Below are 12201 nucleotides of genomic sequence, written 5' to 3'. Positions count from 1 at the left end.
CGCAGGCACCGCCACCGCGTCCCACCGACCAAGGAGCCGCCCCGTGACATCCGCCCCCGAAACGCTCTCCGCACCCCTCGTCGTCGAGTTCCCCTTCACCCGCTCCCTCGGCCCCGTCCAGTCCGCCTTCCTCACCGGCCTGCGCGAACGCACCCTGCTCGGCGTGCGCACCGAGGCGGGCCGGGTCCTCGTGCCCCCCGTCGAGTACGACCCCGAGACCGCCGCCGAACTCCGCGAACTCGTCGCGCTCTCCACCACCGGCACCGTCACCACCTGGGCCTGGAACCCCGACCCCCGCCCCGGACAGCCCCTCACGACCCCCTTCGCCTGGGTGCTGGTCCGGCCCGACGGCGCCGACACGGCCCTCCTCCACGCCCTCGACGCGCCCGGCCCCGACGCCGTGCACACCGGCATGCGGGTCCGCGTCCGCTGGGCCGCCGAACGCGAGGGCGCCCTCACCGACATCGCCTGCTTCGAACCGTACGAGGGCCCCGGCACCCCCGACGAGGCCGCGCCCCGCGCCCACGACGGACGCTTCGAGGAACCCGTCACCGGCATCGTCGCCCACGCCCGCCTCGACTACACCTACAGCCCCGGCCGCGCCCAGACCGGCTACCTCCAGGGCCTCGCCGAACGCCGCACCGTCGGCGAACGCTGCCCCTCCTGCGCCAAGGTGTACGTCCCGCCCCGCGGCGCCTGCCCCACCTGCGGCGTCGCCACCACCGACCGCGTCGAGGTCGGCCCGCGCGGCACGGTCACCACGTACTGCGTCGTCAACATCAAGGCGAAGAACCTGGACATCGAAGTCCCGTACGTATACGCCCACATCGCCCTGGACGGCGCGGGGCTCGCCCTGCACGGCCGGATCGGCGGCATCCCCTACGACCAGGTCCGCATGGGCCTGCGCGTCGAACCCGTGTGGAGCGAGGGCGGCCGCTACCCCGACCACTACCGCCCCACCGGGGAGCCGGACGCCGACTACGACACGTACAAGGAGCTGCTGTGAGCCGAGAAGTGGCGATCGTCGCCTTCGCCCAGACCGACCACGCCCGGCGCACCGACGAACTCTCCGAGGTCGAGATGGTCATGCCGGTCCTCCACGAGGTGCTGCGGCAGACCGGCCTGAAGACCTCCGACATCGGCTTCACCTGCTCCGGCTCCTCCGACTACCTGGCCGGCCGCGCCTTCTCCTTCACCATGGCGCTGGACGGCGTCGGCGCCTGGCCGCCGATCTCCGAGTCGCACGTCGAGATGGACGGCGCCTGGGCCCTGTACGAGGCCTGGGTGAAGCTGCTCACCGGCGAGGCCGACACCGCGCTCGTCTACGCCTACGGCAAGTCCTCGCCCGGCTCCGTGCGCGACGTCCTGACCCGGCAGCTCGACCCCTACTACGTCGCACCGCTGTGGCCCGACTCCGTCGCCCTCGCCGCCCTCCAGGCACGCGCCCTGATCGACGCCGGCGACACCGACGAACCGGCACTCGCCCGGATCGCCGCCCGCAGCCGCGAGGACGCCGCCGCCAACCCGCACGCCCAGCTGCCCGGGGCCCGCCCCCAGGGCGACTACGTCGTCGCACCCCTGCGCACCGGCGACTGCCCGCCGATCGGCGACGGCGCCGCCGCCGTGATCCTCGCCGCCGGGGACAAGGCCCGCGAACTGTGCGCGCGGCCCGCCTGGATCACCGGCATGGACCACCGCATCGAGGCCCACTCCCTCGGCGTGCGCGACCTCACCGACGCGCCCTCCGTCCGGCTCGCCGCCGAACGCGCCGGAGCCTTCGACCCGGCCCGCCGGCCCCTCGACACCGCCGAGCTCCACGCCCCCTTCTCCTCCCAGGAGGTCGTCCTGCGCAAGGCCCTCGGCCTCGGGGACGAGGTCAAGGTCAACCCGTCGGGCGGCGCGCTCGCCGCCAACCCCGTGATGGCCGCCGGCCTCATCCGGCTCGGCGAGGCCGCCGCCCGCATCCACCGCGGCGCCTCCCACCGCGCCCTCGCCCACGCCACCTCCGGGCCCTGCCTCCAGCAGAACCTCGTCGCCGTCCTGGAAGGGGACTCGCATGAGTAAGGAGCCCGTAGCGATCGTCGGGATCGGCCAGACCAAGCACGTCGCCGCCCGCCGGGACGTCTCCATGGCCGGACTGGTCCGCGAGGCGGCCCTGCGCGCCCTGGAGGACGCCGGCCTGACCTGGTCGGACATCGACGCCGTCGTCATCGGCAAGGCCCCGGACTTCTTCGAGGGCGTGATGATGCCGGAGCTCTACCTGGCCGACGCCCTCGGCGCGGTCGGCAAGCCGATGCTCCGCGTCCACACCGCGGGCTCGGTCGGCGGCTCCACCGCCCTGGTGGCGGCCAACCTCGTCGCGGCCCGCGTCCACGGCACCGTCCTGACCCTGGCCTTCGAGAAGCAGTCCGAATCCAACGCCATGTGGGGCCTGTCCCTGCCCGTCCCGTTCCAGCAGCCCCTGCTCGCCGGGGCCGGCGGCTTCTTCGCCCCCCACGTGCGCGCCTACATGCGCCGCACGGGCGCCCCCGACGCGATCGGCTCCCTCGTCGCGTACAAGGACCGCCGCAACGCCCTCAAGAACCCGTACGCGCACCTCCACGAGCACGACATCACCCTGGAGAAGGTCCAGTCCTCGCCGATGCTGTGGGACCCGATCCGCTACTCCGAGACCTGCCCCTCCTCCGACGGCGCCTGCGCCATGATCCTCACCGACCGGGCGGGCGCGGCCCGTTCGCCCCGGCCGCCGGCGTGGGTGCACGGCGGCGCCATGCGCAGCGAGCCGACCCTCTTCGCGGGCAAGGACTTCGTCTCCCCGCAGGCCGGCCGGGACTGCGCCGCCGACGTCTACCGGCAGGCCGGCATCACCGACCCGCGCCGCCAGATCGACGCGGTGGAGATGTACGTGCCGTTCTCCTGGTACGAGCCGATGTGGCTGGAGAACCTGGGCTTCGCCGAAGAGGGCGAGGGCTGGAAACTCACCGAGGCGGGCGTCACGGAACTGGACGGCGACCTCCCGGTGAACCCGTCCGGCGGAGTCCTCTCGACGAACCCCATCGGAGCCTCGGGCATGATCCGCTTCGCCGAGGCGGCCCTCCAGGTCCGAGGCCAGGCAGGAGAACACCAGATAGAAGGAGCGCGGACGGCCCTGGGACACGCCTACGGAGGCGGCGCCCAGTTCTTCGCGATGTGGCTGGTGGGCACGGACCGGCCCACCACCTGACCCACCGCCCACCTGGGGATGTCCCTAGGCTGGGGATCATGAGTGCAGAACGTGATCTGACCCGGCTGGTGGCCGGGATGCGTCCGGAGCTCCACCCCGGCCGCTATGTCTTCACCACCGTGGAGGGCCCCGCCCCCGCGGGCCTCGCCCCGGTCGCCACCGTCGCCGAACGCGAGGGGCTGACGATGGTCGTACGCCAGGAGGACGCCGACGCGGCCTCGCTGGCGTACGACTACGTGGCGGGCTGGATCACCCTGCGCGTCCACTCGGCCCTGGACGCGGTGGGCCTGACCGCGGCGGTCGCGCGCGAGCTCGCCGAGGCGGGCCTGAGCTGCAACGTGGTGGCGGGCTTCCACCACGATCACCTGTTCGTGGAACACGCCCGGGCGGACGAGGCGTTGGCCACCCTGAACGCCCTCTCGGACCGGGCGTCCAGCGCATTCACATGATCCCCACAATCCCCCTCCCTGACGGCGCATCCGGGCGTACGCTGGGGCTTTCGCGGGGCCAACGCCCAGGCCGCATCCCTCGTGCGCCGGGTCTGCGCCCCCGGCGTGGGGGTGGACGATGGCAGTACGCACCGGCAGGTCCGGGGCCCGTGGCTTCGGCCTGTTCGAGCGAGAGGCCGAACTGGCGGCGGCGGAGGAGGCCCTGAACCAACTGACGGGCCAGGAAGCACCCCCGCCCCCGCGGAGCCCCCGGACCGCGCAGCCCCACCCGCCCACAGCCGCGCAGCCCGCACCACCCGCCCACCCCCGCCGAGGCGGCGTCCTCGCCTACGCGGCCCCCGCCGGCCTCGGCAAGACCACCCTCCTGGCCGAGATCCGCCGCAGCGCGGCCGCCAAGGGCTGCACCGTGCTCTCCGCCCGAGGCGGCGACCAGGAGCAGCGCGTCGCCTTCCACGTGGCCCGCCAACTCCTCCAGCCCCAACTGGCCGCCGCCTCCCGCACGGAGCTGACCGAGCGCCTGGGCGGCTGGTACGACATCGTCGGCCCCGCCCTGGGCCTGTGCACGTCCCCCGAGGGCTCCCCGCCGGACCCGCAGGGCCTGCGGGACGGCCTCGACTGGGTCCTCACCCACCTGGCGGTCCGCCGCGCCCCGCTCGTCGTCGTCCTCGACGACGCCCACTGGGCCGACCCGGAGTCCCTGGGCTGGCTGTCCGCCTTCGCGCCCCGCGCGGAGGACCTTCCGATGCTGCTCGTCGTCGCCTACCGCCCCGACGAACTCCCGGAGTCCGGCGCGGAGTTCACCGGCCGCCGCTCCGGCCAGCGCCCCCTCGGCCTGGAACCGCTGACCTCCGAGGCCATCGCGAGCCTGGTCCGCGACCGGGTCGGCGCCCACGCCGACGACGCGTTCTGCCAGGAGTGCTGGGCCGTCACCTCGGGCAACCCCTTCGAGGCCGTCGAACTGGCGGCCAGGGTCCGCGACCGGGGCCTGGAGCCCACCGCGGACCGCGCGCACGCGCTGCGGGACCTCGCCGCGGCCGTCAAGGGCAGCGGCCTGATCGCCCAGATCGAGGGCTTCGGCACCTCCACCGTCCGCCTCGCCTGGGCCTGCGCCGTCCTCGGCACGGAGATCTCCCCGCAGCTCGCGGGCGCCGTCGCGGGACTCGGCGCCGAGGAGGTCGCCCGCTGCGCCGAACGCCTCCGCCAGGCCCGCGTGCTGGCCCCGGCGTCCCGTGCCCTCCAGGACGCCGAACCGGGCGCCGACACCCTGGAGTTCGTCCACCCCCTGATCGCCACCGCCGTCTACGACGCCATCCCGGCCGCCACCCGCGTCGCCCTGCACGGCCAGGCCGCCTGGTGCGTCGTGGACGCCGGACTCGGCTCCACCACCGCCGCCCGCCACCTCGTCGAGACCCACCCGGAGGGCGACCCCTGGGTGGTGCAGCACCTGCGCGCCGCCGCTCAGGAGACGCTGCGGGCCGGCGCCCCCGACACGGCCCGCCGCTATCTCGCCCGCGCGCTGCGCGAACCCCCGGACCAGGACGAGCGCGCCGCCGTCCTCTTCGAGCTGGGCTGCGCCTCCCTCCTCACGGAGCCGGCCACCACCGTCAACCATCTCCGCGCCGCCCTGGAGGAGCCGGTCGCCGACGCGGCCCTGCGGCACGGCATCGTGTACCGGCTGTCCCAGGTCCTGGCCCACAGCGACCGCCTGGTGGAGGCCTCCGAGCTGCTCGCCAGGGAGTCCCGGCTGACGACGGACGCCCGCAGCCGGCTGCGGATGCAGTCGGAGAAGTTCATGTGGGACGCCTTCCGCGCCGACGAGCCGGACTCGCCCGCCCGCTCCCGCCGCCTGGCCAAGCTCGCGGACCGCCTCCCCGGCCGGGACCTCACGGAGCGCTACATCATCGGCCTGCGCGCCTGGGACGCGACCCTGCGCGCCGAGCCGTCCGACGTCGGGGTCGGTCACGCGGAGCGGGCCCTGGAGGGCGGCCTCAGCTGGGCCGACGAGAGCCGCGGCTTCGAGGTCCCGGTCCTCGTCGCGCTCACCTTCCTCTACGCCGACCGCCCGGGCCGCGCCGAGGAGCTGTTCGCCGCCGGCACGGCCGAGTTCGAGCGCCAGGGCTGGCGCGGCGCCCACCTCTCGTTCGCGTACACCCTCCTCGGCTACATCCGCTACCGGCGCGGCCGGCTCGTCGAGGCCGAGGACTTCGTCCGCGCGGGCCTGCGGCTCGCCGAGCGCGTCGGGCCGCGCACGCCCGCCGAGTGGTACGCCGTGGGCGTGATGATCGAGGTGCTGCTGGCCCGGGGCCGTACGGAGGAGGCGGAGCGGGTGGCCCGCGCCCACGACTTCGGGGAGCCCTTCCCGGCAGCCGTCACCTTCCCCGACTCCCAGACCGTCCACGGCGAACTGCTCCTGGCCACCGGCCGCACCGAGGAGGCCGCCGCCGAGCTCGCCGCAGTCGGCCGCCGCCTCGACCCGCGCGGCATGCGCAACCCGGCCTGGTGCCCCTGGCAGCTCCACCTCGCCCTCGCCGAGGCCTGCGAGACCCCGGAGCGGGCCCGCGACACGGCCCTCGCGGGTGTCGCCAGGGCCCGCCAGTACGGCGCGCCCTCCGCGATCGGCCAGGCGCTCCGCGTCACCGCCGAGGTCTCGGGCGAGGCGGAGCGGGTCAAGCTGCTGGAGGAGTCGGTCGACTGGCTGGAGCGCTCGCCCGCCGCGTACGAGCTGGCCCGCTCCCTCGTCGCCCTCGGCGCGGCGCTGCGGCGCACGGGCCGCACGGCGGAGGCGGCCGAGCACCTCTACCGGGGTCTGGAGACGGCGCAGAGCTGCGGTGCCGACGGCCTCGTCGACGACGCCAGGTCCGAGCTGGCTGCCGCCGGACTGCGCCCGCGCACGCTCCATCCGACGGGCACCGACACGCTGACCGTCCGCGAGCGCGGCGTGGCCGAGCTGACCGCCCGCGGCGAGGACCCGGCGGTCGTCCTGGGCCTGGACCAGGCGGCCGTCACCCGGCTCCTTTCGGCCGTCTACCGCAAGCTGGGCACCGACCCCGCGGGACTCGCCCAGGCCCTGACCAGCGGCAGGCCGTGACGTCGCCCCGGCGCGCCGCACCGCGCGCCGGGACACGTACCATGGCGGTATGTCCTTCCTCCGCCGCCGCAGCGCCGCCACACCCGCTGGCCCGGACTTCGATGTCCTCGCCATGGACCCGGGGGACTGGCCCGGCAATCTCGGCGCCGGTCTGCTCCCGGCTCCCGACGGCACCTGCCAGGGCGTGTTCCTGCGCTACGACCTGTTCGGCGGCCGCGGACCCGCGATGATCATCGGCAACCTGCCGGAGGGCTCCCCGGCGCGCGAGCTCGCCGACGGCCAGATCCCCTTCGAGGTGGCCCAGCTCCTCGCCGCCCTGGAGAACGACGAGCCGGTCGACGTCCTCGACGTCGAGGACGTCCCGGTGATGCAGGGCGACAACCTGCTCATCGTGCGGCGTCTGAAGCTCTCCGAGAGCCGGATCTCCTGCGTGCAGTTCGACCGCAGCGACAACGTCCTGGTGACCATCGCCAGTTGGGACCGGCCCATCACCGACGACCTGTACGCGCTGCTCAAGCCGCTGCCCGCCGAGCTGTTCCAGCAGGGCTGACGGGGAGGGCGGGGGCGGATGAGCGCACGCGTCGACAGCTGGATCTGGGCGGTCCGGCTCACCAAGACCCGCTCCCAGGCCGCCGCGGCCTGCCGGGCCGGCCATGTCAAGGTCAACGGGGAGCGCGCCAAGCCCGCCCAGCCGGTGAAGCCGGGCGACGAGGTGCGGCTCGTGCACGGCGACCGGCAGCGGATCGTCGAGGTGAGGCAGCTGCTCACCAAGCGGGTCGGCCCGCCGGCGGCCGCGGAGGCCTACGTGGACAACAGCCCGCCCCCGCCGCCGCGCGAGCAGGTGGCCGTCGCGGCCGTCCGCGACCGGGGCGCCGGCCGCCCCACCAAGCGCGACCGCCGCGAACTCGACCAGCTGCGCGGCCTGCGCCCGTAACGGCGGGGACCGCCCCCGGAGCACCGGGGGCGGTCTTTCCGTACCGGCGTCAGCGCACCGGTGATCCGAAGACGGCGGCCAGGTGGGCCGCCGAGGTGCCGAGCCCCGTCGGGCCCCGGCGCAGCAGCGCGGTGCCGCTGCCGGAGCGGACGTCGTCCGCCCCGTACCGCCGTACGCTCCGGTGCCAGTTCAGGACGCCCGCCAGCCAGTCCTCCAGCTCCCGCAGATACGCCTGGAAGGCCGCCCGGCCCTCGGCGCCGAGCCCGAACTCCGCGTAGAGCAGCGGTACTTCGTTCTTCTTCACGTGTTCGTACTGGCGCAGCCTGCCGCGCATCAGGTCGTCGGTGATGGTGACGGCGGCCGGGTAGTCGCAGTCGAAGAACTTCTGCACGACCAGCAGCAGGTTGTGCACCTCGCCCTCGACCTCGATCTCCTTCTGGTAGGAGAAGAGGTCGTTGACGAGCGCCCCGTAGTCGGCGACCGAGTTCTCCAGGGCGCGTACGGTGCCCGTCCGGAAGATCTCCGGTGGCAGCTCCCGCCGGTGCGCCAGCCGGCACAGCAGCATCGTCAGTTCCGCACCGAAGGTGGCCCGCCGCATCTCGAGGTAGTCGACGGGGTCGGGGACCCGGTGCTGGGCCGTGTTGTGCAGCTCCCACAGCCAGCTGTCCAGCATCACGTCCAGGGAGCGCCGGAGCTCGGCCCGCGCCGCGGGGTCCAGCGGTGTCGCGGTGCGGGCCCACAGGTCGGACAGCGCACGCTCCAGCGCGTTGGACGCGGGCACGGTCCGTACGCCCGGATCCTCCAGCGGCATCAGGGACTTGAGCCGGTCGGTCTGCTGCTTGGCGCCGACGAGGTCGCGCGAGCGGCCGAAGACGAGGGGGTAGTAGTCGTCGGCGTACGTGCCCCAGGTCAGCCACAGGGCGCTGGTCTCCAGCTCCTCCAGGGTGGCGTCCGGGTCGAGCCCCGCCGAGCAGAGAGCGAGGTCGAAGCCCTCCATCATCGGCCGGTCCCAGATGTCGTCGAGCAGCCCCATCCGCTCCGCCCAGTCCTCCGAACGCCGCTTCGCCTCCCGGTGGTGGAGGCTGACCGCCAGCGGATACGGCAGGCCGAACTCCGGCAGCAGCGGGTTCTCGACCTTCTGGTGCGGCTGGTGGGTGAGCGTGCGCAGCCGGCTCGCGGTCTGGCGGGGGCCGAGGAGGTTCCTGATGTCGAGCGCGGAGGTACCGAGCGGCCGCCCGAACGGCGACGAGTCCTGGACCAGGCCCTCGTTCATGTACCGGCTGGAGCGCAGGTGCCACTCGTGGCCGCCGGACTGCCAGTCCTGCAGCCCCTTGGTGTACGCGGCGATGGCCGTGGCCTCCGCCGGACCGAGCCCCTGCTCCAGGCAGAGCGCGGGCACTTCGGTGAGCGCGGTGTTCTCGAACTGGTGCAGCCGCGAGGTCAGCAGGTCGTTGACCGCGTCCGCCGCCTCCTGTGTCGTGCAGCCGAGGAACTTCTCCAGGACGAGCACGCCGTTGCTGTTCTCGCCCTCGTCCTCCACCTCGCGCTGGTACGAGAAGAGGTCGTTGCGCAGATGGACCGCGTCGGAGAACGCGTCCCGCAGCACCCGCAGCGGCCGGGAGTACGCCACCTGCTCCGGGACCTCGGCGCCCGCCGCGTACTCGACGAGCCCCGCCGACCAGGGCGCGCCGCCCACCTTGCGGCGCATCTCGATGTACTCGACGGGGTTGGCGATCCGCCCCTCGTTGATGTTGTCGAGCTCCCACAGCGACTCGTACAGCAGGTGCTCGGTCGCCTCGGCGAACCGCACCCGCCAGGCCTCCGACATCGCGGGGACGGTCCGCCGCCACAGGTCGGCGAGTCCCGCCTCGACCGGATTGGTCGGCTCGGGCATGCCGGCGGCGGGGTCGGCCGGCATGAACAGCGGCAGCCGGTCGAGGTAGGCCTTGCCGCCCGCCCGGTCCTGGGGGCGCTTGAAGATCTCCAGGAAGTGGTCGTCGAAGAAGAAGACCCACGTGTACCAGTCGGTGACGAGGGAGAGCACGTCCGCGTCGCAGTCCGGGTGGGTGTAGGAGCACAGCAGCGCGTAGTCGTGGGACTGGAGGTCCGCCTCCTCCCAGACACCGGAGCCCTCCAGCATCCCCCTCTCCCGGGCCCAGTCCCGCGTGTGGGTGCGGGCCACCTCCACATGGGGGTTGAGCCGCGCCGGATACGGGACATAGAAATCCGGCAGAACGAAGGGCTGAGCCATGCCAGGGAGGCCTTTCGGTGAGCGAGGGCGGTGTTCCGGCCGAGCATTACCCCTCGACCCGGGCCCGCACGCGAACACCGAAATAGTCATATGAACGCCAGGGAGTGCCGGCCGGGCCGCAGCCCGCCGGCACTCCCGGAGCGCGCCGTCCCCCGTACCGTCAGACCCGGGAGATCCGCACGTCAGCGGCCTTCACGAAGGCCACCCGGTGCCCGAACTGGATCTCGTAGTACTCCTCCTGGCCCCGCACGACCGCATGCCCCGCGGTATCGAACGTCGGAGCGAAGAAGTACTCGCCCGGGGTGCGGCCGCCCACCACGTACCGCTGCCCGGCGAGCAGCTTGTACGGCAGCGGGGACACCGACTGCACCGGCACGCCCGCCGGATACGCCGAGGCCTCCGGATAGGCCCGCCCGTACACCGGCACCGACGCCAGGCCCTCCTTCGGGGTCAGGACCACACCCCGCGCGTCCACCGCCGTCCGCCGCTCCTTCGGGTCGTGGAACCACGCCTTCTGCCCCAGGTACCAGACCGCCGTCCAGTCGCCCTGCCGCTCGGCGACCGCGAAGCTCTGGCCCGTCGAGGCCCGCGCGCCCGTGTCGTTGACCCCGTCGGTCGAGTCCTGTCCACCCGGGCGCAGTCCGATGTCCTTCACCAGCGGCGCGTCGGCGCTCGGGGCGGTGCGCAGGCGCACGGCCCCGCTCCCGTGGGGCGCACATGCCTGACCGGCCGTCACGCACCCCGTGTACACCGGCTGGTTCGCCGCGTACTCCGGACGGATCGTCACCACCCCCGCGTCCGGGCCCGCGCTCGGCGTGACCGGCCGGCCGAGCAGCTGGAGGTAGTGCGCCCAGTCCCAGTAGGGGCCCGGGTCGGTGTGCATCCCGCGGATCGACGAGGTCACCGTGCCCGGCACGTTGTCGTGACCCAGGACGTGCTGCCGGTCCAGCGGGATGCCGTACCGTTTCGCCAGGTACCGCACCAGGCGCGCGGAGCTGCGGTACATCGCCTCCGTGTACCAGGAGTCCGGCGAGGTGAGGAAACCCTCGTGCTCCAGACCCACCGACTTGGCGTTCACGAACCAGTTGCCCGCGTGCCAGCCCACGTCCTTCAGCGCCACGTGCTGCGCGACATGCCCGTCCGAGGAACGCAGCGAGTACTGCCACGACACGTACGTCGGGTCCTGCACCAGCTTCAGGGTGGTGTCCCAGCTCGCCTCGGTGTCATGGATCACGATGTAGTCGATGGACTGCGAGGCGGGCCGGTTCCCCAGGTCGTGGTTGCCGTAGTCGCCGTCCCCGAACTCCTCGTACGGCGCCGGGACCCACTCGCACGCCACCGTGCGCGGGCACTCCGCCGCACCCCGCACGGGCGCGCGCAGCCCCAGCGCGCCGACCTGGCCGGCCGCCGGGGCGACCTCCGGGTCCGCCGCCAGCGTCACCACCTGGCCGCTGTCCGTCGTCCGCGACTCTCCGGACCGGATCACGTCGAAGACGTCGTCCGCGTACGTCGCCGCCGTCGCCGAGTCGTCGGCGCCGGAGTAGCGCGCCACCGCCCCGTACCAGTCGGCCGGATCGGCGCTCGCCGGCAGACCGGCCTCGCGCTGCGCCGCCGCCAGCAGCGCCGCACCGCCCTCGATGTTCGCCGCTGTGCCGGTCCGCAGCTCCTCGGCGGACCGGCCGGACAGCTCCGCCGCCCGCTCCAGGGTCCGCAGCCGCGCCGGCAGCTCCGCCGCCGTCGGGACATCCGCCGGGGCGTGCGCCCCGGTGCCGACGCGGGGCGCCCGCGCGTCGTCGCCGCGCGCGTCCTCCCCGCCCTCCGAGTGGTGCGGCGCGTCGGCGAGCGCGGTCACCGCGTCCGTCAGGTGCATCGGACCGTACCCGCCCGTCACGCTCGGCGCGCCACCGTGGGCGTCCCAGCGCGACTGGAGGTACGACACGCCGAGCAGCACGCTCTGCGGCACGCCGTACCGCTCGGCCGCCGCGGCGAACTGGCGCTGCAACGCGCCCGCCGCGGGTTCCTCGGCGGTCGCGGACGGCGCGGCGGACAGCAACGGGAACAACAGGGCGGCGGACGCCAGGGCGCCCACCGCCCGGGGAACACGTCTGGGGGACCCAGGGGACGCGATACGGGGCAAGGCAGCCTCCAGCAACGGGTGAGGACCACGAGGGCAGGGCGTCGTGCGGGACCGGTCCCGTACAGGGGTAGCGGCTCCCGGACCATCCGTCAATCACCCGTCGCGCAGGTCGATTTCCC

General features: G+C 74.0%; 9 protein-coding genes. 7 read left to right on the top strand and 2 right to left on the bottom strand.

Annotated features, from left to right (window positions below; genetic code table 11):
• Positions 1-43 precede the first annotated feature (43 nt).
• The 7 genes from ACZ3ZE_RS11970 (at position 44) to ACZ3ZE_RS11940 (ending at position 7694) form a co-directional block, all read left to right on the top strand.
• The gene (locus ACZ3ZE_RS11970) at positions 44-1006 is read left to right on the top strand and encodes a Zn-ribbon domain-containing OB-fold protein (RefSeq protein WP_361167273.1); all 963 of its coding nucleotides are present in this window, start codon (positions 44-46) and stop codon (positions 1004-1006) included.
• Positions 1003-2064: a thiolase domain-containing protein gene (locus ACZ3ZE_RS11965; protein ID WP_361167276.1), complete on the top strand. Its 1062-nt coding sequence runs from the start codon at positions 1003-1005 to the stop codon at positions 2062-2064. The genes ACZ3ZE_RS11970 and ACZ3ZE_RS11965 overlap by 4 nt, the downstream gene beginning before the upstream one ends.
• Entirely contained in the window at positions 2057-3223 is a 1167-nt protein-coding gene (locus ACZ3ZE_RS11960) for a thiolase domain-containing protein (RefSeq protein WP_361167279.1), read from the top strand. The genes ACZ3ZE_RS11965 and ACZ3ZE_RS11960 overlap by 8 nt, the downstream gene beginning before the upstream one ends.
• A 38-nt stretch (positions 3224-3261) precedes the next feature.
• Positions 3262-3672 (top strand): ACT domain-containing protein, encoded by a 411-nt coding sequence (locus ACZ3ZE_RS11955; RefSeq protein ID WP_361167282.1) that lies wholly within the window; start codon positions 3262-3264, stop codon positions 3670-3672.
• 118 nt (positions 3673-3790) lie between these two features.
• The gene (locus ACZ3ZE_RS11950; RefSeq protein WP_467258731.1) at positions 3791-6760 is read left to right on the top strand and encodes an ATP-binding protein; all 2970 of its coding nucleotides are present in this window, start codon (positions 3791-3793) and stop codon (positions 6758-6760) included.
• Positions 6761-6809: 49 nt separating this feature from the next.
• Positions 6810-7310 carry a hypothetical protein gene (locus ACZ3ZE_RS11945; RefSeq protein ID WP_329418174.1) on the top strand — a complete coding sequence of 167 codons (501 nt, stop codon included), beginning with the start codon at positions 6810-6812 and terminating at the stop codon, positions 7308-7310.
• An 18-nt stretch (positions 7311-7328) separates the two neighbouring features.
• Positions 7329-7694 carry an RNA-binding S4 domain-containing protein gene (locus ACZ3ZE_RS11940; protein ID WP_361167288.1) on the top strand — a complete coding sequence of 122 codons (366 nt, stop codon included), beginning with the start codon at positions 7329-7331 and terminating at the stop codon, positions 7692-7694.
• 49 nt (positions 7695-7743) lie between these two features.
• On the opposite strand, the gene ACZ3ZE_RS11935 is transcribed toward ACZ3ZE_RS11940, so the two are convergent.
• Positions 7744-9945 (bottom strand): terpene synthase family protein, encoded by a 2202-nt coding sequence (locus ACZ3ZE_RS11935; RefSeq protein ID WP_361167291.1) that lies wholly within the window; start codon positions 9943-9945, stop codon positions 7744-7746.
• A gap of 160 nt (positions 9946-10105) precedes the next feature.
• Positions 10106-12034: an N-acetylmuramoyl-L-alanine amidase gene (locus ACZ3ZE_RS11930; protein WP_363292731.1), complete on the bottom strand. Its 1929-nt coding sequence runs from the start codon at positions 12032-12034 to the stop codon at positions 10106-10108.
• Between the last annotated feature and the right edge of the window lie 167 nt (positions 12035-12201).

Source organism: Streptomyces sp. NPDC023157, assembly GCF_055560575.1.
This window is presented reverse-complemented; position numbering and strand designations above follow the sequence as displayed.

Coding starts and splice junctions, on each gene's coding strand:
- ACZ3ZE_RS11960 (WP_361167279.1), top strand. CDS start 2,057: ATGAGTAAGGAGCCCGTAGCGATCGTCGGGATCGGCCAGACCAAGCAC.
- ACZ3ZE_RS11955 (WP_361167282.1), top strand. CDS start 3,262: ATGAGTGCAGAACGTGATCTGACCCGGCTGGTGGCCGGGATGCGTCCG.
- ACZ3ZE_RS11950 (WP_467258731.1), top strand. CDS start 3,791: ATGGCAGTACGCACCGGCAGGTCCGGGGCCCGTGGCTTCGGCCTGTTC.
- ACZ3ZE_RS11945 (WP_329418174.1), top strand. CDS start 6,810: ATGTCCTTCCTCCGCCGCCGCAGCGCCGCCACACCCGCTGGCCCGGAC.
- ACZ3ZE_RS11940 (WP_361167288.1), top strand. CDS start 7,329: ATGAGCGCACGCGTCGACAGCTGGATCTGGGCGGTCCGGCTCACCAAG.
- ACZ3ZE_RS11935 (WP_361167291.1), bottom strand. CDS start 9,945: ATGGCTCAGCCCTTCGTTCTGCCGGATTTCTATGTCCCGTATCCGGCG.